We start from the raw sequence: 23,003 nt of genomic DNA, 5'->3' as shown, positions 1-23,003 counted from the left end.
CGGTGGGGGCTGGTCGCGCAGTTCCCCGCGCCCCTTACGGGGCGCGATACAACGGCTCACAGGCCCTGGGGCCTTACGGATGAATACGTTCCGCCACGAGTACCGGCCGTTGCGGCAGCGAGACGGTCACGGCGACTCCGGCGCCGAGCGTGGTGGCCTCGTGCGCGGGCAGGTCGGCCTTGACCTCGGTGCCGTCGCCGAGCCGCACGCCGACGCGGACGACCGCGCCGAGGAAGGCGGTGCCGACGACCCGTGCGTCTCCGCTCTCGTCGGCGTGCACGTTGATGGCCTCGGGCCTCACGAGCACGTCCACCTCGGGGCCGGCCGGCGCCTCGCCGTCGACCGGCAGCCGCTGGCCGAGCACCTCGACGGTGCCGTCCGTGAGCCGCCCCGGCAGCCGGCTCATCGTGCCGACGAACTCGGCGACGAACGCGGTCGCGGGCCGACCGTACAACTCGGCCGACGCGGCGCACTGTTCGAGCTTCCCGGCGCGCATCACGGCGACCCGGTCGGCGATGGACAGCGCCTCTTCCTGATCGTGCGTCACGAAGAGGGTGGTGATGCCGAGTTCCTGCTGAAGGCGGCGGATCTCCTCGCGCAGGCTGAGGCGCACCTTGGCGTCGAGCGCCGACAGCGGCTCGTCCAGGAGCAGCACGCGCGGACGCAGGGCGAGCGCGCGGGCCAGCGCGATGCGCTGCTGCTGGCCGCCGGAGAGCTGGTGCGGGAAGCGCTCGCCCTTGTCGCCGAGCCCGACGAGGTCGAGCAACTCGGCTGCGCGCGACCGTCGTTCGGCCGTACGGACCTTGCGCATGCGCAGTCCGAAGGCGACGTTGTCGAGCGCGTTGAGATGCGGGAAGAGGCTGTAGGACTGGAAGACCATCCCGGCGTCACGGCGGTGCGCGGGTACGTCGGTGACGTCCTTGCCGTCCACCAACACCTCGCCGGAGGTGGGGTGTTCGAACCCGGCGAGCATGCGCAGCGCGGTGGTCTTGCCGCATCCGGAGGGGCCGAGCAGGGCCAGGAACTCGCCGGGGCGGACGGTGAGGTCGAGTCCGTCGAGGGCGACCGTCGGCCCGAACTCCCGCCGCAGGTTCCGGAATTCGACGGTGGCGGCATGGTCCGTCGTGATCTTCTCAAGCGTGGTGGCGGTCATGGTTCATCCCCGGGACGAAGCGGTTTTGTCACGTCCGCCGACACCGGCGAGCGCGAGGAGGAGTGCCCAGGTGACGACCAGGCTGAGCACGGAGACGGCGACGGAGAGCTGGGCGTTGGACCCGCCGACGCTGTAGATCCACACGGCGAAGGGCTGGAAGCCGAGGAGCTGGGCCACGGTGAACTCGCCGAGCACCAGCGCCAGCGTCAGGAAGGACGCGTTGAGCAACGCCCCGCGCAGATTGGGCAGTACGGCCCGCACCAGCGCCTGCGGCCAGCCCGCGCCGCAGCTGCGGGCGGCCTCGACGAGGGTCTTCACGTCGATGGCGCGCAGCCCCGAGTCCAGCGCCCGGTACACGAACGGCAGCGCCATCACGACGTAGGCGAGCACCAGGATGAAGGGGAAGTCCGGGTTCTGGATCGCCACGAAGGTCTGGAACAGCGGCGTGCGGGAGAGGTGGTCGGGGCCCCACTTGAGGACCGTGGCGATACCGGCGACGAACGCGATCGGCGGGACCACCAGCGGCAGCGAGCAGATCACCTCGACCACCGGCCGCAGCCGGGGCGCGCCGAGCCGCAGCGCGACCATGGCCGGGACCATCAGGAGCAGGACCACGGCGATGGTGGCGGCGGCGAGTTCCAGCGAGAGCACCAGGCTGGTGGTGAAGCCGTCGGCGGAGACGATCTCGGTGTAGGCGTCGAAGGTGACGCCCTGCCCGGGCACGTCCACGGTGAAGATCACGGACGCGGCGAGCGGCACCAGGAAGTACAGGGCGGCGAGGGCGAGGACGACCCACCGCCAGAGGTTCAGGCGTCCAGCCATCGCGCGCTCCGTCGTTGCAGGGGCAGATACACGGCCATGACCAGGCCCGCGACCAGAACCATGTCGAGACTGAGGGCGAGGGCCACGTTCTCCTGGCCGACCAGCACGTTGCCGGAGATGGCGTCGGCGATCTGGAGGGTGACCAGCGGGACCGAACTGCCCACCATGGCCGCGGCGGTGGCGTACGCGGCGAACGCGCTGCCGAAGAGGAGGACGAACCCACCGAGCAGCGAGGGCAGCAGTACGGGCAGGGCCACGTGCCGCCAGTACTGGACCCCGGTGGCGCCGTTGTTCTGGGCGGCCTCGCGCCACTGGCTGCGCAGGCCCTCCAGGGCCGGGGTGATGGTGAGGACCATCAGCGGGATGAGGAAGTACAGGTAGACGAGGACCAGGCCCGAGAAGCTGTAGAGGTCCCAGCCCTTGTCCTTGAGGCCCAGGTGCGTCGTCAGCACACCGGCGTTGCCGAGCGTGGCGACGAACGCGAAGGCGAGGGGGACACCGCCGAAGTTGGCGAGGACGCCGGAGGCGGTGAGCACGGCCTCGCGCAGCGCGCGGAAGCGGGAGGTGACGACGACCTGCGCGAGCGGCAGCCCGAGCAGGGTGCCGAGGGCGGCCGAGAGGGCGGACAGCTTGACGCTGCCGATCAGCGCGGTGAGGTAGGCGCCCTTGAGGGAGTCGGTCAGGTTGACGGTGCTGTACGAAGTGGCGCCCGTCGTCTGGTCCTTGACGGTGAAGGCGCCGTTCAGCATCGCGATGGCGGGCACCCCGAAGGCGACCGCGACGAACACCAGCAGCGGGACCACGGCGATCCAGCCGGGAACGCGGCGCCGCCGCTTCGAGGAAGCGGCGGCGACCACGTCGGCCCGCGTGAGCGTGGCCGTCATCCGGAGACGGCCTTCGCCCAGCCCTGCGCGATGACCGTCTTGGCCTTGCTCTGCTGGGCCTCGGTCGGGAAGCTCGGCGTGCCGGAGACCTGCGGGAGCTTGGCGGCGGCGGTCTTGTCGAGCGTGCCGGCCGCCTCCATGGAGGTCATCAGCGCCGGACGCGCGTATCCCTTGAGCCACAGGTTCTGGCCCTCGGCGCTGTACAGGTACTCCTGCCACAGGCGGGCGGCCGCCGGGTGCGGGGCGTCCTTGTTGATGGCCTGCGAGTAGTACTGCGCGAACTGGCCGTCGGAGGGGATGGAGACCTTCCAGTCGACACCCTTGGACTTGAACTCGTCGGCGTAGCCGGCGTTGAGGTAGTCCCAGTCGATGGAGATGGGCGTCTCGCCCTTCTCGACGGTGGCCGGGGTCGACTCGACGGGCGTGTAGTTGCCGTTCTTCTTCAGCTCGCCGAAGAAGTCCAGGCCGGGCTGGATGTCGTCGAAGGAGCCCTTGTTGGCGAGCGCCGCCGCGTACACGCCACCGAAGGCCGAACCCGACTTGGTGGGGTTGCCGTTGAGGGCGACCTGACCCTTGTACTGCGGCTTCAGCAGGTCCGCGAAGGTGGTCGGACAGGTCTTGACCCGCTTGGCGTCGCAGCCGATGGAGATGTAGCCGCCGTAGTCGTTGAACCACTGCCCCTTGGGGTCCTTCTGACCCTCGGGGATGTCGTCGAAGGAGGCGACCTTGTACGGCGCGAGCAGCCCCTGCTGGGCGGCGCTGAGCGCGAAGGAGGAGCCGAGGTCGAGGACGTCGGGAGCGCGGTCCTGGCCCTTGCGGGAGGTCACGGCGTTGATCTCGTCCTGGCTGGAACCGTCCGGGTTCTCGTCCGTGATCTTGATGCCGTACTTCTTCGTGAAGCCGTCGATGAGGGCTCCGTAGTTGGCCCAGTCGCGGGGGAGGGCGATGGCGTGCAGCGTGCCCTCCTTCTTGGCTGCCTTCACCAGGGCGTCCATGCCGCCGAAGTCGGCGGCGGAGGTGGCGGTGGCGGCGTTCTTGCCGTCCGCGGTGGTCGACGAGTTGTCAGGGGCGGCGCCGCAGGCGCTGAGCGCCAGCGCGGCGACGACGGCGAGGGAACCACCCAGGACGGCGTTTCTCGGCGGGGACACGGTCACGGTCTCTCCAGGGGTGCGCACGAGGGTCAGAGCAGAGCGGAGAACTTGTCTGAACAAGTTGGCCTCAGTACGCCCGGCGATGGTGTCCTGTTCGTAAACATTGGCGAAACCGTGACCCCTCATTCCCTGCACACTCCTGGCTGACACGGATCACCGGGGGAACTCGACTACGCTGCTCACGCTGTGCACAGTGGCCAACTCGGAGGGGAAGCATGACGGCGCGACACGAGGAGATCGCCGACGAGCTGCGCAGGGCCATCGGTCGCGAGGAGTACACAGTCGGGAGCCGGCTGCCCGCGGAGACGGACCTCGCGGCGCACTACGGCGTCTCGCGCGGCACCGTCCGCCAGGCCGTCGCCGCCCTCACCGCCGAGGGGTTGATCGGCTCCCGTCAGGGCGCCCGCCGGATGGTCCTCGCCAGCCGCCGCAGTCAGAGCTTCGCGGAACTGCGCAGCTTCGCCGAGTGGGCGCGCGCGATGGAGCGCGAGGCCACCGGGCACGTGGTCGAGCAGGAGTACCGCCCGGCCACGGCCGAGGACGCCGTACGCCTCCAACTGGCCGAGAAGACCCGCGTGTTGCACGTCCTGCGGGTGCGCGGTCTGGACGGCGAGCCGGTCCTCCTGGAGCGGACGGTGTACGCCGACTGGATCTCTCCCGCGGTCGAGGTGATCGAGCCGGATTGCCCCTCGGTGACCCAACGCCTGTACGACGACACGGGATTGGTCTTCGCCTACGGCGAGCACGTCATCGACGCGGTGGCGGCGGGCGCGCAGGACGCGGAGTTGCTGGGCATCCGCCGGACCAGCCCGCTGCTCCGGGTCCGCCGCGTGACCACGACCCGCGAGGGCCGTCCCGTGGAGTGGTCCGACGACCGCTACCGCTCGGATGCCGTGAGCTTCAGTGTGCACAACTCGATAGGGAACAACGCGCTGGCGCGCAAGACGGCGGAGTGAGGCGAGGAGCGTCGCCGGTCGGACCGCGATTTGGGCATGCATCGGGACGGATGATGACCTTCAGGTCGTGAGCAACTCGTGAAGGATTGACGGGAGTTGTGGAAGGTGGCAAGAATGCGGCTCACACCTTCGCTGTGACTGAACTGAGCGAAGTGACGCGAGTGGCTCGGTCACGCATGCCGTTGTCGCTGCCGACCGTGTACCCACCACGCTGTGCCACCTCCCACACCTTCTTTTCCACAGAGGCTCATCTTGTCGCGTTCGCAAGAACCCAGAACCCTTGCCGCCCTCGCGGCAACCGCTTTCGCCGCCGCCCTCGTGCCCGTGCTCGGCGCGGGCACGGCCAGTGCCACGACGGCCGAGTGCAACGCCGCCACGGTCCAGTACCGCATCGTCGGTGCGGATGGAAACGTTGTCGGTGCCGACTGGACGTCGCAGGGCGGCTTCCTGCAGTGGACCACCGTCCCCGGCACCGTCCAGGTCAGGCTCGCGCCGGGCCAGACCGTGGCCGACGGCTGCACCTACCCGGTCTCCCTGGCCGAATACACCACCGAGGGCCCGAACTGGTACACCTCGGGCCACCAGACGATGGTCGACAAGGCCACCGTCTACCTCACCAAGGACGACGTCGCCGGCTCCGACGACAAGGGCCGGACCTGGCAGAAGCTGTCCGTCAAGTCCCCCGACTGCTACGGCCAGATCGACCTGTACGGCGACGACATCGCCTACGACGGCAAGACGGGCACGGGCCACGGTCCGCTGCCGTACCAGCCGGGCAACGTCAACACGCCGTACCACCTCATAGCGGCCTGGAACGGCGGCGACAAGGAGTGCACCCCGGGCACGCCCGAGTCGCCGACGCCGTCCGAGACGCCGCCCACCACCCCGGCGACGCCGTCGACCCCGCCGGCCGGCAGCACGCCGCCCGCGGAGACCCCGCCGCCCACCACCCCGGCGCCGTCCACCACGCCCCCCACCACCCCGGACGTCCCGCCCATGACGACGCCGCCGAACACGCCGGAACCCAAGTCGAGCCCCAGCGGCCCGCCGCTGGCCGAGACCGGCTCCAGCGCGCCGGTCGGCGCGATCGCCGGCGGTGCCGCGGCGGTCGTCGCCATCGGTGCCGGTGCGCTGTACATGGGTCGTCGCACGCGTCGCTCCTGACGCCGTAGGCCGCCCGGCCCGTCGCCTAACCGGCGGCCAGGTGGCGCAGTATCCGGGAGGAGACCGGCGTGGGCAGGGCTCGCAGCGTACGCACCAGCATCGTCGTGGCCCACGGGAAGTACGCCTGCGCCGGTTCCCTCTCCAGCGCGCGGACGCCATGCCGCGCCGCGCGTTCCTGGCTGATCTCGAAGGGCTTGGGCAGACCGTCCCCGCTGATCCGGTCGGTCGCCACGACACCCGGGTGAATGCTGGTGAGCCGGATTCCCCCGGGCGCCAGTTCGACGCGCGCGGCGTCGATGAGCGTTACGGGCGGCGGCCTTCGCCCCCGAGTACGGCCCCTGACGCGGGCACGAGCCGGGGCGGCGAGTTGGTGTGGGCGATGAGCCGGCCGGCGGGTGCCGGGCTGCTCGATCAGCGGGACCAGGTGCTTGACGACGACGTCGTGGTCGAGCGCCATGATCCGTGCCACGTCCTCGACACCGGCTTCGTCCATCCGCAGATCCGGTCCCTGCCCCGCGTCGAGCAGCGCGATGACGATCAGGATCGTGCTGCCGGTGATGCGCGCCGTAGGGTTCCCTCGCTGGTCCGGCCCGGGGACAGGTGTGCGAAGGGGACTCTCGCAGGCGGGAGGCGGTCCCGTCGACCCGGCGCGACACGGGAGGGTCGGCGGCGCGAAGCTGGGTAGACGGTGGTTCACCCCGACGGAAGGATCACCATGACGACCTACGTGGTCACTGTGCCCGGCACCTTCACCGACGGGATCGAGGCCGGGGCGAGGGCCGAGCTGACCCGGGCCCTGCGGCCGGCCGACCCGCACGCCACCCAGCTGGGCAACACCGAGGACCTCGACGTCCTCGCGGTCAACGACGACAACACCTTCACCCTGCACATGAAGGTCGAGGCTGACAGCCGCGCCGACGCCGAGAACGATGCCCGCCACCTCGCGGACTCCGCCCTGCGCGCGGCCGGTCTGGACGAGGACTCCGCGCCGCTCGGCCCCGTGATCATCACGGGCATCGACTCCGACATCTGAGCCGACCCCGGCCGGACCGGCCGCGCGCAGCCCGCGCACCACTCACCTCGCGAACCCGTCTCCCGTAACCGATGGGTTTCGCGAGGTTAATTTCCATGCCCGGAGGGTTGGCGGCAAAGCGTCGTCTCGTTATCGTTCACGCACTTCACTCAATCGTTCCGCTGAACGAATAGCGAGAGAGACGGTCGGTCCATGTCCGACATCCACCACCCGCGCCGGCGGTCGGTGCTCGCCGCGGGTTCGGCCTCCGTGGCCTCGCTCGGCGCGTCATGGCTGCTCTCCGGCTGTACGGGCGCCACCGCGACGCCGGTGCTGCCGGTCGCCGCGCGGCAGGGCGCCCCCGACAGCGGCGGCACCCTGCGCATCGCCCGGCCGCCCGCCTCCGACGCCGAGACCCTCGACCCGGCGAGCTCTCTGTCCGCGTACGAGTACCTGGGCGCCCTCTACAACCGGCTCGTCCGGATCGGCGCCGACGGCGAACTCGCCCCCGACCTCGCCGAGTCCTGGGAGAGCGACGGCAAGGCCCGCACCTGGACCTTCCGGCTGCGCGAGGGCGTCGCCTTCCACGACGGCCGCGCCTTCACCTCCGCCGACGCCGCCTACACGCTCCGCCACATCCTCGACAAGGCGACCGCGTCCCCGCAGGCCGCCGTCCTCGCCCCGCTCATCGACCCCGCGAAGCTGGGCACGCCCGATGCCCACACCCTGGTCGTCCCGCTGAAGACGCCGAACGCCGAGTTCCCGAGCCTGCTCACGCACTACAACTGCTATGTCGTCCCCGACGGCAGCGCCAAGTCGATCGGCCGCACCGGCATCGGCACCGGCCCCTTCAAGCTGGAGTCGTTCGCACCGGCAGGCCCCGGCCGCGTCACGGCGTACGCGGACCACTGGGCGGGCCGCCCGGTCCTCGACGCCATCGACTTCTACTCCGTCGCCGACATGTCGGCCCGGTCAAACGCTCTTCTCGCAGGGCAGGTCGACCTCCTCTCCCAGACCAACCTCGACTTCGCGACCGCCCGCGTGGTCGCCGCCTCGGACCGGGCCACCATCGCGCGCGTGAAGGACGCCCAGTGGTACGTCCTGCCGATGCTCACCACCGACAAGCCCTTCACCGACGTACGCGTCCGGCAGGCGATGAAGTTCGCCTACGACCCCGAGCACGTGGTGAAGGTGGCGCTCCAGGGCGCGGGCACCGCCGGCTGGGACAACCCCGTACCGCCGAGCGACCCGGCCCGCATCGCCGCGCACCCCGAACACGACCCGGAGAAGGCGAAGTTCCTGCTGAAGCAGGCAGGGCACGACGGCCTCGCCGTCGACCTCTACACCTCCGCCTACGACCCGCTGTTCACGCCGATGGCGCTCGCCTACCAGGACTCGGCCAAGCGCGCCGGGATCCGCGTGCGCGTCAAAACGGCGTCGGCGGACTCGTACTACACGCAGATCTGGATGAAGAAGCCGCTGATGGCCACCTACTGGTTCACCGGCCGGCCCGTCGACCAGCTGCTCACCCAGATCTTCCGCAGCGGCTCCTCGTACAACGAGACGGCCTGGTCGGACAAGGAGTTCGACTCCGTCCTGGACCGGGCCCGGGCCGAGACCGACGACGCGAAGCGGCGCGAACTCTACGGCGAGGCACAGACGTTGGTGATCGAGAAGGGCGGGGCGATGACCCCGATGTTCGCCGACCGGCTCGTCGGCATCTCGCGCAAGGTGCGCGGATACGCCGAGCACGGCTTCGAGTTCGACTACCTCGGCATCGGCCTGAAGGGGGCCTGACCATGCTCTCCTTCACGCTGCGCCGACTGGCCTCCGCCGTCGGCACGTTGTTCCTCTCCTCGGTCCTCGTCTTCCTCGCCGTCCAGGCGCTGCCCGGTGATGTCGCCACCCAGATCCTCGGCAAGGACGCCACCCCGGACGCCGTGGCCGCCCTGCGCGACCAGCTGGGCCTCGACCGGCCCGCCTGGGAGCGGTACTTCGACTGGATCAAGGGCGCTCTGCACGGCGACTTCGGGGCCTCCCTCGTCTCCGGAAAGGGCGTCGGCGGCGAAGTCGCGATGTACCTCGGCAACTCCGCGCTCATCGCCCTGGTCACCGTCCTGTTCGCGGTGACCGGCTCCCTGGTCCTCGGCATCCTCGCGGGCCTGTACCGCGACCGCTGGCCCGACCACGTCATCTCCACCGTCAGCCTGATCGGCATGAGCGTCCCCGAGTTCGTGGTGGCGACCGTGCTGGTGCTGTGCTTCTCGGTCGCTCTGCCGTGGTTCCCGGCGGTCGTCCTCTACGGCCCCGACGCGAGCGTCGGCCAACTCCTGCCCGCCGTATGGCTCCCCGCCCTCGCGCTGGCCGTGGTCATGGCCGCGTACATCGTGCGCATGGCCCGTACCTCGGTGATCGACGTGATGGCCGGCGAGTACGTCACCACGGCCCGCCTCAAGGGCCTGTCCACCTGGCGCGTCGTCACCCGCCACGCCCTCCCCAGCGCCTTGCTCCCCACCCTGCACGTCATCGCCCTCAACGTCGCCTGGCTGGTCGGCGGGGTCGCCGTCGTCGAGAACGTCTTCAACTACCCGGGCATCGGCAAGCTGATGCTCTCCTCCGTGCAGAACCGCGACCTGCCCGTCATCCAGGCCGTCGCCCTCGTCAGCGCCGTCGTCTACGTCTGCTGCAACCTCGCCGCCGACCTCGGCGCCATGGCACTCAACCCCAGGCTCCGCACCCGCGGGAGGACCCGATGACCACTCTCGACACCACACCGGTCGCCGTAGCGCCGGGCCCGCGTGCCGCCACCCGCGCGTGGCGCACCCTGCGCTCCTCCCGCACGGCCACCGTCGGCCTCGCGATCGTCGCCGTCCACGTCCTGATCGCCCTCCTCGCCCCGCTCCTGACCTCCTACGACCCCATCGCCAACGACGCCTCCCACGCCCTGCTCGGCCCCAGCGCCGACCACTGGGCCGGCACCGACCAGTACGGCCGCGACGTCCTCGCGCGCGTGCTGTACGGCGGCCGCTACGCGCTCGGCGTCTCCGTCACCGCCACCCTCCTGACCGTCGCCCTCGGCACGGTCGTCGGCTGCGCCGCGGCCCTGCGCGGCGGCTGGTTCGACGACGTCCTCGGCCGGATCCTGGACGCCGTCCTGTCCATCCCGTCGATCCTCGCCCTGCTCGTGGTCGTCACCGCCCTCGGCACGGGACCGGCGGTCATCGTCCTTGCCATCGCCGTGAGTTACGTCCCCCAGGTCGCCCGCGTCGTGCGGGGCGCCGCCCTCGCGGTGGTCCCCATGGACTACGTCACCGCGGCCCGAGCACGCGGCGAGAGCACCTGGTCGATCCTGCGCCGCGAGGTCCTGCCGAACATCACGGACGTCGTCTGCGTGGAGTTCGCGATGCGCGCCTCCTGGGTCGTGCTGCTGATCTCCTCGCTGTCCTTCCTCGGCTTCGGTGCCGACCCGCCCACCCCCGACTGGGGGTTGATGGTCGCCGAGAACCGGACCGCCATCACCGTCGTACCCATGGCGAGCCTCGCGCCGATCATCGCCCTGGCCACGCTGGTGGTCGGGCTCAACCTCGCGGCCGACGGCCTGTCCAAGGCGTGGGGCGTCGACCGGATCAGGGAGGGACTGTGACGACCTCGACCCCGGGAGGGTCCCCGATGCACCCCGTCGTCTCCGTGAACTCCCTTTCCGTGGCCTACCATTCGGGCGGTCGGGGCGTGCCGGTCGTGCACGAGGTGTCGCTGGACGTGGCGAAGGGGCGCACGCTCGCGCTCGTCGGCGAGTCGGGCAGCGGCAAGTCCACCGTCGCCGCCACCCTGCTCGGACATCTGCGCCACGGCTCCCGTATCACCGGCGGCTCGGTCCACGTGGACGGCCAGGACGTCTTCGCCCTGCCCGCACGGGAGTTGCGGCGGTTGCGCGGCGGGATTGTCGCCATGGTCGGCCAGAACGCCGGGCAGGCGCTGACACCCACCATGCGGATCGGCAGGCAGATCGAGGAGGCGGGCGGCACCGTACCCGTCGTCGACCTCCTCGAACAGGTCCGGCTGCCGCGCCCCGCCGAACTCGCCCGCCGCTACCCGCACGAACTCTCCGGCGGTCAGCAGCAGCGCGTCGCCATCGCCATGGCGATCGCCGCCCGCCCCAAGGTGCTCGTCCTGGACGAGCCGACGACCGGTCTGGACGTCGTCACCCAGCGCGGTGTCCTGGACCTGATCGCCGCTCTGCGTGACGAACTCGGCCTGGCCGCCGTCCTGGTGAGCCACGATCTCGGCGTCGTCGCCCACATGGCCGACGAGGTGTGTGTGCTCAAATCGGGCCGCGTCGTGGAGACCGCAGTCACTCGACAGCTGTTCGCGCAGCCCCAGGACCCGTACACGAAGCGGCTGTTGGCGAGTGTGCCGCGTCTGGACGACACGGGACTCGCCGTCGTGACCGAGGCGGGGGAGCGGGAGGTGCGCCCGAAGGCACTCGTGCCCGAGGACTCACCGGTCGCGGTCTCCGCGCACGACGTCACCATCGACTACGGCAGCTCACGGGCCGTGGACGGTGTCTCCTTCGACGTCCGGCGCGGTGAAGTCGTCGCCCTGGTCGGCGAGTCGGGCAGCGGCAAGTCCACGCTGGCCTGGACCCTGGCGGGTCTGCGGACCCCGTCCGGCGGCACGCTGGCCCACGAGACCGGCGACCTGGCCCGCCCCGCGCACAAGCGCCCGCTCGCCCTGCGCCGCCGCATCCAGCTGGTCTTCCAGAACGCCGACACCTCCCTCAACCCCCGCCGCTCCGTCGGCGACGCGGTCCGCCACCCCCTGCGTTTCTTCGGCACCGCGGCCGGCCGCACCGAGGCGGCCGAGCAGGCCCGCCGGCTCATCGCCGACGTGCGCCTCGACCCGGCCCTCGCCGAGCGCCTGCCCGCCCAGCTCTCCGGTGGTCAGCGCCAACGCATCGGCATCGCACGGGCGTTGGCGGGCGAACCGGACGTCCTGATCGCCGACGAGATCACCACCGCGCTGGACGTGTCCGTGCAGGCCGACGTGCTGCGCCTGCTCGACGACCTGCGGCGCGAACGCGACCTGGCCTGTCTCTTCATCAGCCACGACCTCGCCGTCGTGCGCGGCATCGCGGACCGCGTGGTCGTCCTGCGGCACGGTGTCGTCGTGGAGGAGGGACCGACGGAGGCCGTCTTCGCCGCACCCGGCCACCCCTACACGCGCCAGCTCATGGCGGCCGTCCTCGAACCCGACCCGGACGCCCGGCCGTACGTCGACGACACCCTCGACTGGGCCGACGCGGCGGACGGGGACGACATCTGGACCGACGGGGGCGACGGCGGCCACCGGGTACGACGCTGGCGCCCCCTCGACACCCCCGTGGCGGAAGGAGTTTCGTGAAGTACCGCGAACAGTTCGAGCGCCAGGTCGTCTGCGGGGACGTCTGGATCCCCACCCGGGACTGCCGCACGCGACTGCACGCGCGCGTGTGGCGGCCCGCCGACGCCGAGACCGACCCGGTACCCGCGCTGCTCGAATACCTCCCCTACCGCAAGAGCGACTGGACCGCCCCGCGCGACGCCCAACGCCACCCCTGGTACGCGGGCCAGGGCTACGCCTCGGTCCGCGTCGACATCCGCGGCCACGGCGACAGCGAGGGCGCACCCGGCGACGAGTACGACGAACAGGAACTCGCCGACGGCGTCGACGTCGTCAACTGGCTTGCCCGGCAGCCCTGGTGCACCGGCAAGGTGGGCATGTTCGGCATCTCCTGGGGCGGCTTCAACTCGCTCCAGATCGCCGCCCTCGCCCCCGAACCCCTGAAGGCGATCGTCACCGTCTGCTCCACCGACGACCGCTACGACAACGACGTCCACTACACGGGCGGCGCCGTCCTCGGCATCGACATGCTCGCCTGGGCCGGCACCATGCTCGCCTTCGCCGCCCGCCCACCGGACCCGGCGAACGTCGGCGCCGACCGCTGGGTGCCGATGTGGCGCGAACGCCTCGACGCCCTCGAACCCTTCCTGCACACCTGGCTCGAACACCAGCAGCGCGACGCCTACTGGCGGCACGGCAGCGTCTGCGAGGACTACACCGCGATCGACGCGGCCGTCCTCGCGGTCGGCGGCTGGAACGACCCCTACCGCGACACGGTGCTCCGCCTCGTCGAACACCTCCCGGCGGACCGCGTACGGGGGTTGATCGGCCCGTGGTCGCACCAGTACCCCGACCGGGGCCTGCCGCCGGGCCCCGCGATCGGCTTCCTCCAGGAGACCCTGCGCTGGTGGGACCAGCACCTCAAGGGCATCGACACCGGCGCCATGGAGGAGCCGCTGCTGCGGGCCTGGATCACCGATTCCGTCCCGCCGGCGACCTCGTACGACGTCCTCCCGGGCCGCTGGGTGGGGGAGAGCGACTGGCCATCGCCACAGGTCGCCTGGGACGCACGGCCGTTGGGCACGGGCACAGCTCCCGTACTCGTCCGCTCCCCGCAGCACACCGGCCTCGACGCGGGCCGCTTCTTCCCCTTCGGCAACGCGAGTGACCTGCCACCCGACCAGCGTGAGGAGGACGGCCGCTCGGTCCGCTTCGACTCCGAGCCGCTCGACGAGCGCGTCGAGATCCTCGGCCGCCCGCGCGTGCGGCTGCGCCTCGACAGCGCCACCCCGCGCGCCCATGTGATCGCCCGGCTGTGCGACGTGGCCCCCGACGGCTCGTCCACCCTCGTCACCCGCGGCGTGCTCAACCTGCTCAGCAGGCAGGGCCGGGACAAGGCGGTGGAGTGGAGCCCGGGCACGTACGAGGACGTCGAGTTCGAACTCTCCGGCATCGGTTACGCCTTCCCGCCCGGTCACCGCGTCCGCGTCGCTGTCTCGGACGCCTACTGGCCCTGGGTGTGGCCGCACGGCGAACGCGGCGAGCTGAGCGTCGTACCGGCGGACAGTGCCGTACTCCTGCCCGTGCGCGAGCCCGGCGAGGAGCCGACCATCCGCTTCGAGGAGCCCGAACAGGCCGCGCCCCTCCCGGTGACCTACGACCCGCCGGCCACCCCCCGCCCGGAGCGGCTGGTCACGCACGATGTGGCCGCGGGGGAGTGGACGCTGGTGGTCGACCCCAACTACGGCGGCTCGCGGACGTATCCCGACGGGCTGCGTTACGAGGAGAGCGCGCGGGAGACGTACCGGATACGGAGCGAGGATCCGCTGTCGGCGAGTGCCGTCTCCGAGTGGCGGATCCGGTTGCGGCGCGGGGAGGGCTACGACGCTGAGATCATGGCGTCCACGGAGCTGCGCGCCACGGCCGCTGACTTCATCATGGACAGTCGCATCGAGGCACGGGCGAACGGAGAGACAGTGGTCAAGCGCGCATGGCACCGCACCGTCGGGAGGACGTCCGGATGACGGCCGCCAGGACCCCGCGCCGTGCCGTCGCCGCCGCCGACCGCACCCGCCAGCCCACCGAGGTGCGCCGGCGCCTCATCGTCGAGGCGGCCCTCCCGCTGATAGCCGAACGCGGTTACGCCTCCGTGGGCGTGCGGGACGTGGCCGCCGCTGCCGGGGTGTCCGTCGGCACGGTGACGTACCACTTCGGCAGCGTCCAGGAGATCCTCTCCGAGGCGATGGTGCTGCACATCGAGCGGTACTACGCCGAGCTGAGCGAGACCGCGGAGCGGGCGGACACGGGCGCCGAGGCGCTGCGGCTGCTGGTCGACGCGCTGTTCACGGAGGACACCGACCGGCACTGGCGGATGTGGTTCGACTACTGGAACGCAGGCGACCAGGCCACGGACGAGACCTTCACGCGTGGGCAGGCCAGACGGTACGAGGCATGGCATCAACAGATCCGGGGGCTCGCCCAACGGGGCGTGGACGACGGGGAGTTCACCGGTGACGACCTCGACGGCTTCACCGTCCGCTTCGCCGCCCTCGCCGACGGGCTGGCTCTCCAACGCCTGCGCCAGGCACCCCCGTTGAGCACCCAGGACGCCCGTCGTCACCTCAACCGGTTCATCGACACCGAACTCGCCCGCACGCCCTGACCCCCCAACTTCCCCTCACGGAGCCGCTCGTGAACGTCGTCATCTTCGGTGCGTCCGGCATGGTCGGCCACGGAGTGCTGCACGCCTGCCTGGAGGACGCGGCGATCGCCCGCGTCGTCGTGGTGGTCCGCGCCCCGCTCGGTGTCAGCCATCCCAAGCTGCACGAGATCGTCCACGACGATTTCACGGACCTGTCCGCTCTCGCGGAGCAACTGACCGGTCTGGACGCCTGCTTCTACTGCCTCGGCGTCTCCAGCGCCGGGCGCGACGAGACCGAGTACACCCGCATCACGTACGACTGCACGCTGGCCGCCGCCCAGGTCCTCGTCGAACGCAGCCCCGGGATCACCTTCGCCTACGTCTCCGGCGAGGGCACCGACAGCACCGAGAGCGGCCGCACGATGTGGGCCCGTGTGAAGGGGCGCACGGAGAACGCCCTGCTGGCCCTGCCGGTGAACGCCTACATGTTCCGGCCCGGGTACATCCGGCCGCTGAAGGGGGCGGTCTCCAAGACGTCCGCCTACCGCGTGATCTACGGCCTGACCTCCTGGCTCTATCCGGTCCTGCACCGCCTCGCGCCCGGTCACACCACGACCACCGAGGCGCTGGGCCGCGCCATGATCGCGGTAGCGACAGAGCCGGGCGCGGAGGAGCGGCACGTCCTCGACAGCCGGGACATCAACCGCCTGGGCGCGAAGCCGAGTTGACACCCCGGTCCGCGGTGTCCGGCTTCGCCGCCGCCGCGAGCGAGGGCTGGAGGCGGCGGGCGACGTCGAGGTGGTCGGCGGTCCAGATGATGCGCACGGCCGTGTCCGTGGCCCGGCCGTTCTCGTCCCTCAGGTCGCTCCGCAGGGAGGCGACCAGACGGGCCTCGGCGGCGCTGTCGGGCGGCATCGGAGCCGGCACCGGGGCGCCCTCGTCCAGGCCGGCGGCCAGGTTCCGGTACCAGCCGGACACGCCGTCGGCGGTGCCGAGGAGGACGACGCGGGCGTCGGCCCGGTCCGTGCCGGCGGGCTGCTCGTCGGAGCGCTGCCACAGGCCCAGTACGGCATCGGCGGCCAGCCGCAGCCCGACCACGCCCGTGACCAGGGTGGTCATGTCGGCCAGCGGCACGGTCTTGGCGCCGCGCTCGGCGAGGTAGCTGCGGAACGCGTCGTCCAGCCGGCGTGCCGCGGCGGCCGCCTGCCGGTTCTCCTCGTCGGGCGCGGCGACGGGCGGGAGACCGCCGGCACAGCGGCCGACCGCGTAGCGCACGGCGCCCGCCAGATAGCGCGCGCTGTCCGTGTACGCCGCCGCCAGCGCCCGGTCCACGGCGGCCGTGGCACCGCGTGGCCAGAAGAACAGACCCACGAGCACGCTCACCCCGCAGCCCAGGGCGATGTCCTCGATCCGGAACAGCACGATGTGCCAGTCGGGGTGCCGGCCGATGTTGAACAGGATGACGAGCGTGACGGTGAAGGCCGCCTGACCCGCGGCGAAGGAGATCGCCGCCGGCGCGATGCCCGCCACGAGCACGGCGACGGGGAGCAGGAACCACAGCACGGTGTCGTGGTCGCCGATCAGCTGGAGCAACCCGGCCCCGAGGACCGACCCGGCGAGGGTGCCGGCCAGGGCGCGGACGGCGTTCTGCCCGGTGTTGAGGGCGTTGGAGCGCAGCACCGACAGCGTTCCCAGCAGCACCCAGAAGGAGTGCTGGGCGCCGATCAGGTCGGCGAGGGCGACCGCGATGCCGAGGCCCAGCGCGCCGCGGAGGCTGTTGTGCAGCCAGACCGACTCGCGCTGGAGGTGGGCGCCGGCCCGCTCCCGCGCGGAGGCCAGCGGCTGGGTGACGGAACCGGGCTCGTGACCCAGGAGCCGCTCGGGCCAGGTGCGGTGTTCGGCCGCCGCGGCCAGATCCACGTTGTCCGCGATCTGGAGGGTGGCGAACCCCAGCTCCTGGGCGCGGAAGGACAGGTCCAGGGCGCCGATGAAGGCACGGATCTCCGTCTCCGTACCGGGGCGCGGCCGGTGCACCGGAAGCCTGGTGGTGGCGCCGTGCTCCATTCCGTCGATGACGGCGCGCAGCTCGGCGGAGGCCGCGCGCAGTGCGTCCGGTGCGATCCGCGGGGTGTCGAGGAGGTCGGCGGCGCGCTCCAGGACGGTGGCGGCGGCCCGCCTCACGGCATGGGCGTCCCGGTCGCAGTCGGGCGCGGTCGTGTCGGTGTCGTCGGACGGTGGCGTGCTGTCGGCCACGATGGCGCTGAGCCAGGTCAGCTCGTCGACCAGCCGGACCACGGCGCGCGAGCCGGTGGACAGCCCGGTCGGCCGGTAGGGCGTGGCGTCGAAGGCGGTGCGCAGATCGGCCGCCGCGGCGGCGGCATCGTCCGCGGTGACCCGGCACTGCTTGAGGCTCGGCGCCTCGGGCTCCCCGGCCAGCCGGGACGCGTCGGCGCGCAGCTGGGCCGCGGCGGCACGGCAGACGCGGGCGGCCGGTGCGCTGAGCGGGTCCGCGGTGGGCCGGGGCCACAGCAGGGAGATCGCGAACATGGCGGCCACCGCCGCGAGGCCGGCGCCGGCGAGCCGGTCGGGCAGCTCGGAGAGCGGCGCGGGCGAGGCCACCGGCAGGACGAAGGCCAGCAGCAGCGCCGTCGACGCACCCGCGAGGACCGAGCTGACCACACCCGAGAACAGCACCAGAAAGCCGACCACGACGGTGACGACGACCGCGAGCCAGGTCTGCCGGGCCACAAGCGTGCCCACGCAGATCAGCGCCGCCCAGGCCGCCGCCAGCCCCACGTGCGCCCGCAGCCGCTGCGACATCGGCCCGGTGAACTCCACGAGCAGCAGCATCGAGAAGGAGCCGAACGCGGCGAAGGTGGCGATCGTCGGCGAGTCCAGCACCTGACTGCACAGCGCGAACAGTCCGGGCATCACCAGCGCCGTGCGCCCGGCCCGGCGGGTCGCCACCAGCCCCGGATCGTGGTCCCGCAACCAGGTCGGGACACGGCGGCCAGGTATGCGCATACGCCCCCACACCTCCTGTCGGCAGATCACCCGCGTATCGAGTATGTGCGCACTGCCGCATTCGTGGGACCCGGTGGCCTCAACCGTCACCTCGTCCGCCGCCCCGTCAATGAATCCGTTTCCCGGCGCGCCGGGCCATGCTTGCCGGACGGACAGGTGACGGACGGACGCAGGAGGAGCAGTGCCGACGCAGACGGACGACACCCCCGACCCCCGGCGCTGGAAAGCGCTGTGGGTCACCCTGGTGGCCGGGTTCATGAGCCTTCTCGACGTGACGATCGTGGCGGTCGCGCTGCCCTCCATGCAGCGGGACCTGCACACCACGGCACCGGCCATCCAATGGGTGGTGTCCGGCTACGCCCTCGCCTTCGCGCTGGTCCTGGTGACCGCCGGGCGGATAGGCGACGCGATCGGCAGACGCCGGATCTTCCTGCTGGCGCTCGCCGCGTTCGTCCTGTGCAGCGCCGCCGCGGGCGCGGCGCCGAACATCACGCTCCTCGTCGTGGCCCGTATCGCGCAGGGAACCGCGGCGGGCTGTCTCGCCCCCCAGAACTCCGCCCTCATCCAGCAGATGTTCCGGGGCGCCGAACGCGGGCGCGCCTTCGGCCTGTTCGGCGCGACCGTGGGCATCTCCAGCGCCGTGGGACCGGTCGTCGGCGGCCTCATCCTCACCCTGGCCGACGGCCCCGACGGCTGGCGCTGGATCTTCTACGTCAACGTGCCCGTCGGCGTGCTCGCCCTGGTACTCGGCATGCGCTTCATCCCCCTCACCGCCCCCGGCCGCCGTGAACGCCTCGACCTGGGCGGAGTCGCGCTCCTGGGCTGCGGGGTCCTGGCACTGATGCTGCCGCTGGTGCTGGCCGAGTCGGGTGGCGTACGGCGGCTGTGGTGGCTGTTCGTCGTGGGTGTGGTGTGCCTGGTCGGATTCGTCCGGTGGGAGCGACGAGTGGTGGCCCGTGAGGGCCAACCGCTGCTGGATCTGCGCCTGGTGACCGAGACGCGCGGTTACGCCGTCGGCGCCACCATCGCCACCCTGTACTTCGTGGGTTTCAGCGGTGTGTGGCTGGTGTTCGCCCTGTTCTTCCAGGACGGCCTCGGCTACTCACCGCTGCGCTCCGGGCTCACGGTCACGCCGTTCGCCATCGGCTCGGCCGCGGCCGCCGCGCTCGCGGGCCGGTCGGTCGACCGGTTCGGCAGGCTGCTGACCGTCTGCGGACTGGCCGGCGTCGCACTCGGACTCGGCGGGACCGCGCTGATCCTGTGGCTCGCCCCCGCCGACAGCGCGGGCTGGCTGGCCGCCCCTGCTCTCTTCGTCGGCGGCCTGGGCAGCGGCTGCGTCATCTCCCCCAACGTCACGATGACCCTGCGGGACGTCCCGGTACGGATGGCCGGAGCGGCCGGCGGCGCCCTCCAGACCGGCCAGCGCCTGGGCGGCTCCATCGGCACGGCCGCCCTGCCCGGCCTCTTCTACGTCGTCCTGGGCACCGGCCGCCGCGACTACCCCTCCGCCGTGGCGACCGCCGTCGGCCTCGGCGTCCTGCCCGTCCTGTGCGCGCTGGGCCTCGCGATCGACGACTGGCGCCGTGACCGCCGAGCCGCCAAGCGCCCCTGCCCGCCCGAGGTCTCGCACAGCCACCTGCACGCAGGTCAGGGCTGACCGGTTCGACGGCCCGGTGGCCGCCGCACGCGGTCCGTCCGGTCAGCGGGAAGCGTACGGATCCGAGTGCCGGCCCGGCTGCTGCTGCGTGAACAGGTCGTCCTCGTCGGACTGCGCGGGCCCCACCCGGTCCGGATCCGTGCTCGCGACCATCATGTCCGGGTCGAACATCACGATCACCGCGGCGACCAGCAGGACGGCGAGCGGCCCGGCCAGCATCAGCAGCAGGAACGCCAGCAGGCTGGTGGACGACTGCCCGGCGTCGCCCGAGCCGTCGAGCGTCACGGAGACCGCGGCCATGCCGGTGTAGTGCATGCCGGTGACGGCGACTCCCATGACCAGGCTCGCGCCGAGGCTGGACCACAGCTTCTGGATGGAGACCGCCGCCCACAGCGCCGCCGTCGCGGCGACGACGGCGATGACGACGGACAGCGCCACGGTCGTCGTGTCGTAGTGGACCGTGCCGTTGGTGTGGACGGCCGCCATGCCCAGGTAGTGCATGGCGGCCACGCCGAGTCCGGTGATGGTTCCGGCCACGCCCAGATTCAGCGGTGTACCTCCCCGGTAGCCGACGAGAAAGACGCCGACCGCGACGACGGCGATCGCGACGATCAGGCTGAGGAGGGTGAGTCCGGTGTCGTAGTCGACCAGCGAGCCGTCGATGCTGAAGCCGATCATCGCGATGAAGTGCATGGTCCAGATGCCGCAGCCGATGGACACGGAGCCCAGTGCCAGCCAGCCGGATCTTCGGTGGGCGCGTCGCAACGAGCGTGTGGTGCACCGCAGTCCCAGCGCCGCTCCGAGACAGGCCATGAGGTAGGCCGCGACCAGAGTCACGACCCCGTAGTGAAAGTTGGAGATAGTGGCGTTCACCAAAGGTCCCCCCTTTGAGGTGGCACGAGTCAATCCTGACTCAAACACAACTCCTTCACTTTTTCGCCACATTGAAGTGTCTGTTGGCTGAATCGATACTTCTTGACGTCGGTTCAGTCGGTTCAGGTGACGTCGGCGACCGAGAAGACCCCCGGTCCGGTCACCCCGTACAGCACCCCGCCCACCAGGAACGGCGGTGTCCCGCTGGGGGAGAGCTCCTCGAAGGAGCGGCCCGAGGTGTCGAAGGACGGGTCGGTGCGGCCTATCTCCTTGCCCGTGCGCGGGTCGAGGGCGAGGACGCTGGTGTCCGGCATGCTGACGTACAACCGCCCGTCGTGGACGGCCGGTTCGCTGAAGACGCGCAGCTCGCGCGAGCTGGTCCACAGCGGCTTGCCGTGGGTGAGGTCGAGGGCGAGCAGCGTCTCGTTGCCGTAGTCGAAGATGTACATCGTGTCGCCGGCCACGAGCGGCGGCGCCTCCGGCTCGACGCTCCAGGGGAAGTCGATCCGCCGGGTCCTGCCGCTGACGAGATCCTGGATGAAGAAGGCCGCGGAGACGCCGGTGTCGTTCTCCCAGCGCGCGTAGTACGCCTTCGCGTCATGGACGGTCGCCAGCCACAGGTCGCCCTTGGGCGCGTCCACGCTGCCCAGCGTCCGGCCCGTGCGCTCGTCGAGACGCGCGATGCCGCCGGAGCCGCCGCGCAGGTCGGCGTAGAGCGTGCCCTTGGGGCCCTCGTAGAAGGGGCTGGCCGAGGAGGACTTGAGCGTGCGCCGCCACAACTCCTCGCCCGTGCGCGGCTCGTAGGCGGCATAGGTCGCGGTGTCGGGGGGCCCGAGCGGGTCCAGGCGCACCAGGAGCACCTCGCCCAGGGGCTCGTACTGGCCCAGGGGCCCGTCCCGATGCCACAGCCGCTTCCCGGTCCTGCCGTCGAACGCGTCCATGCCCTCCGAGCGGTCCGCGCTGTTGGCGAACACCACACCGTCGTGAACGTCCGGTGCGTTGATCGAGAAGCTGCTGACCTGTTTCTTGCTCATCGGCCGTGACCAGTCCGTGCGGCCCGTCGCGGGGTTCAGGCGCATCAACGCGATCCGCTCCGAGGAGCAGAAGACGCCGAGGACGCTCGGTGTGCAGGCCGGTTTCATGCCCATGGGGTCGTCCTTGCCGGGCTCCAGGGCGTTGTGCCACGGCTTCCAGCCCGCTGGAGTCGAGGAGGAGGACGAGGAGGACGAGGAGACCGCCGGAGCGTCCTTCGCGTCGGGTTCGTCGCTCGCTCCGGCCGGCATGAGGGTCACCACCGCCGTGCCCACGACGCCGAGAAGCGCCGCGGCGGCGAGGGCGGTCCACAGCCTCCTGCGGCGCCCCTTCCGCGCGCTTTTCGCGGGCGCCAGCATCGCCGTGTCGATCGCGTCGGTCACCTGGAGCCGGGCCGGTACGTCACCGGGTTCGTCGTCGGGTCGTTCCTCCGGCACTCCGGCCAGCGCCTTCAGCACCTCGCCCGAAGTGGGCCGCCCCTCCGGGTCCTTCGTCAGGCACAGGGACACCAACGCGCGCAGCGGGCGCGGCAGTTCGCCCAGATCGGGATCGCTGTGCACGGTGTTGTAGGCGGCGAGATAGGCGTTGTCCGCCTCGAAGGGACTGCGCCCGGTGGCCGCGTAGACCAGCACCGCGCCCAGCGAGAAGACGTCCACGGCGGGTCCGACCTCGCGTGGCCGGCTGAACTGCTCCGGTGCCATGAACGGGGGTGAGCCCATGACGATGCCGGTCTGCGTACGGACGTCACTGGTGGCCGCGCGCGAGATGCCGAAGTCGATGACACGGACCGCCCCGTCGTCGCCCTCGCCCTCCAGCAGCAGCACGTTGCTGGGTTTGAGGTCGCGGTGCACGACCCCCGCGCGGTGGATCTCCCGCAGCGCCTCGGCGAGTTCTGTGCCCAGGCGGCGCAGCGAGGGCCAGTCCAGCGGGCCCGACTCGTCGACCCGTTCGGAGAGGGTGCGGCCCGGCACGAACGCGGTGGCCATCCACGGTCGTTCGGCGTCCGGGTCGGCGTCCACGACCGGGGCGGTGAACGCGCCGCTGACCCGTCGGGCGGCCACCACCTCCTGCCGGAACCTGGCCCGGAACTCGGGGTCGTCGGCGTACTTCGTGTGCACGACCTTGACGGCCACGGCGCGTCCCGACACCGAGCGGCCCAGGTACACCACGCCCATGCCGCCGGTCCCGATCCGCGCTTCGAGCCGGTATCCGCCGACCGACCGAGGATCGTCCTCGCGCAGGGTCACCGTGTCTC

General features: G+C 71.5%; 19 protein-coding genes. 11 read left to right on the top strand and 8 right to left on the bottom strand.

Features of this window, described 5'->3' with window-relative positions; all coding sequences use genetic code 11:
- Positions 1-73: 73 nt before the first annotated feature.
- From ACIQI8_RS01745 to ACIQI8_RS01730, 4 genes are read right to left on the bottom strand one after another with little or no spacing between them, the layout of a single operon-like run.
- On the bottom strand, positions 74-1,153 hold the full coding sequence (locus ACIQI8_RS01745; RefSeq protein WP_402343437.1) for an ABC transporter ATP-binding protein: 1,080 nt from the start codon (positions 1,151-1,153) through the stop codon (positions 74-76).
- A gap of 3 nt (positions 1,154-1,156) precedes the next feature.
- Complete coding sequence (locus tag ACIQI8_RS01740) at positions 1,157-1,975, bottom strand: ABC transporter permease (RefSeq protein ID WP_402343434.1); 819 nt, start codon at positions 1,973-1,975, stop codon at positions 1,157-1,159.
- Positions 1,960-2,859, bottom strand: coding sequence for an ABC transporter permease (locus ACIQI8_RS01735; protein WP_402343431.1), 900 nt, complete (start codon positions 2,857-2,859; stop codon positions 1,960-1,962). The genes ACIQI8_RS01740 and ACIQI8_RS01735 overlap by 16 nt, the downstream gene beginning before the upstream one ends.
- Positions 2,856-4,013, bottom strand: coding sequence for an ABC transporter substrate-binding protein (locus tag ACIQI8_RS01730; protein WP_402343428.1), 1,158 nt, complete (start codon positions 4,011-4,013; stop codon positions 2,856-2,858). Before ACIQI8_RS01730 ends, ACIQI8_RS01735 begins: the two co-directional genes overlap by 4 nt.
- A gap of 212 nt (positions 4,014-4,225) precedes the next feature.
- Between ACIQI8_RS01730 and ACIQI8_RS01725 the strand changes: the two genes are divergently transcribed.
- Entirely contained in the window at positions 4,226-4,966 is a 741-nt protein-coding gene (locus ACIQI8_RS01725; protein ID WP_402343425.1) for a GntR family transcriptional regulator, read from the top strand.
- A gap of 252 nt (positions 4,967-5,218) precedes the next feature.
- On the top strand, positions 5,219-6,130 hold the full coding sequence (locus ACIQI8_RS01720; RefSeq protein ID WP_402343422.1) for a hypothetical protein: 912 nt from the start codon (positions 5,219-5,221) through the stop codon (positions 6,128-6,130).
- Positions 6,131-6,155: 25 nt separating this feature from the next.
- Here the strand turns inward: ACIQI8_RS01720 and ACIQI8_RS01715 are convergent, their stop codons facing one another.
- Complete coding sequence (locus tag ACIQI8_RS01715) at positions 6,156-6,623, bottom strand: hypothetical protein (protein WP_402343419.1); 468 nt, start codon at positions 6,621-6,623, stop codon at positions 6,156-6,158.
- 222 nt (positions 6,624-6,845) lie between these two features.
- Between ACIQI8_RS01715 and ACIQI8_RS01710 the strand changes: the two genes are divergently transcribed.
- The 8 genes from ACIQI8_RS01710 (at position 6,846) to ACIQI8_RS01675 (ending at position 15,890) form a co-directional block, all read left to right on the top strand.
- Complete coding sequence (locus ACIQI8_RS01710; protein WP_402343416.1) at positions 6,846-7,163, top strand: hypothetical protein; 318 nt, start codon at positions 6,846-6,848, stop codon at positions 7,161-7,163.
- A gap of 192 nt (positions 7,164-7,355) precedes the next feature.
- Positions 7,356-8,939 (top strand): ABC transporter substrate-binding protein, encoded by a 1,584-nt coding sequence (locus ACIQI8_RS01705; RefSeq protein ID WP_402343413.1) that lies wholly within the window; start codon positions 7,356-7,358, stop codon positions 8,937-8,939.
- A gap of 2 nt (positions 8,940-8,941) precedes the next feature.
- Positions 8,942-9,898, top strand: coding sequence for an ABC transporter permease (locus ACIQI8_RS01700; RefSeq protein ID WP_402343410.1), 957 nt, complete (start codon positions 8,942-8,944; stop codon positions 9,896-9,898).
- The gene (locus ACIQI8_RS01695; protein WP_402343407.1) at positions 9,895-10,785 is read left to right on the top strand and encodes an ABC transporter permease; all 891 of its coding nucleotides are present in this window, start codon (positions 9,895-9,897) and stop codon (positions 10,783-10,785) included. The genes ACIQI8_RS01700 and ACIQI8_RS01695 overlap by 4 nt, the downstream gene beginning before the upstream one ends.
- A gap of 26 nt (positions 10,786-10,811) precedes the next feature.
- Positions 10,812-12,542 carry a dipeptide ABC transporter ATP-binding protein gene (locus ACIQI8_RS01690; RefSeq protein ID WP_402346626.1) on the top strand — a complete coding sequence of 577 codons (1,731 nt, stop codon included), beginning with the start codon at positions 10,812-10,814 and terminating at the stop codon, positions 12,540-12,542.
- A complete protein-coding gene (locus ACIQI8_RS01685) occupies positions 12,539-14,545 on the top strand; it encodes a CocE/NonD family hydrolase (protein WP_402343404.1) in 2,007 nt (668 codons plus the stop codon). The genes ACIQI8_RS01690 and ACIQI8_RS01685 overlap by 4 nt, the downstream gene beginning before the upstream one ends.
- On the top strand, positions 14,542-15,183 hold the full coding sequence (locus tag ACIQI8_RS01680; protein WP_402343401.1) for a TetR/AcrR family transcriptional regulator: 642 nt from the start codon (positions 14,542-14,544) through the stop codon (positions 15,181-15,183). The genes ACIQI8_RS01685 and ACIQI8_RS01680 overlap by 4 nt, the downstream gene beginning before the upstream one ends.
- Positions 15,184-15,212: 29 nt before the next feature.
- Positions 15,213-15,890, top strand: a complete 678-nt coding sequence (locus tag ACIQI8_RS01675) for an NAD(P)H-binding protein (RefSeq protein WP_402343398.1) — start codon at positions 15,213-15,215, stop codon at positions 15,888-15,890.
- On the opposite strand, the gene ACIQI8_RS01670 is transcribed toward ACIQI8_RS01675, so the two are convergent.
- On the bottom strand, positions 15,862-18,186 hold the full coding sequence (locus ACIQI8_RS01670; RefSeq protein ID WP_402343395.1) for an FUSC family protein: 2,325 nt from the start codon (positions 18,184-18,186) through the stop codon (positions 15,862-15,864). The two genes, ACIQI8_RS01675 and ACIQI8_RS01670, sit on opposite strands and share 29 nt — an antisense overlap.
- A 181-nt stretch (positions 18,187-18,367) precedes the next feature.
- On the opposite strand from ACIQI8_RS01670, the gene ACIQI8_RS01665 reads away from it, so the two are divergent.
- Positions 18,368-19,843 (top strand): MFS transporter, encoded by a 1,476-nt coding sequence (locus ACIQI8_RS01665; protein WP_402343393.1) that lies wholly within the window; start codon positions 18,368-18,370, stop codon positions 19,841-19,843.
- 42 nt (positions 19,844-19,885) lie between these two features.
- Here the strand turns inward: ACIQI8_RS01665 and ACIQI8_RS01660 are convergent, their stop codons facing one another.
- Complete coding sequence (locus tag ACIQI8_RS01660) at positions 19,886-20,716, bottom strand: MHYT domain-containing protein (protein ID WP_402343390.1); 831 nt, start codon at positions 20,714-20,716, stop codon at positions 19,886-19,888.
- A gap of 122 nt (positions 20,717-20,838) precedes the next feature.
- Positions 20,839-22,995: a PQQ-binding-like beta-propeller repeat protein gene (locus ACIQI8_RS01655; RefSeq protein WP_402343387.1), complete on the bottom strand. Its 2,157-nt coding sequence runs from the start codon at positions 22,993-22,995 to the stop codon at positions 20,839-20,841.
- Positions 22,996-23,003: the final 8 nt, after the last annotated feature.

The sequence above is a fragment of the Streptomyces sp. NPDC092369 genome (genome assembly GCF_044755245.1).
In the GTDB taxonomy this organism is placed as follows: Bacteria; Actinomycetota; Actinomycetes; order Streptomycetales; family Streptomycetaceae; genus Streptomyces.
This window is presented reverse-complemented; position numbering and strand designations above follow the sequence as displayed.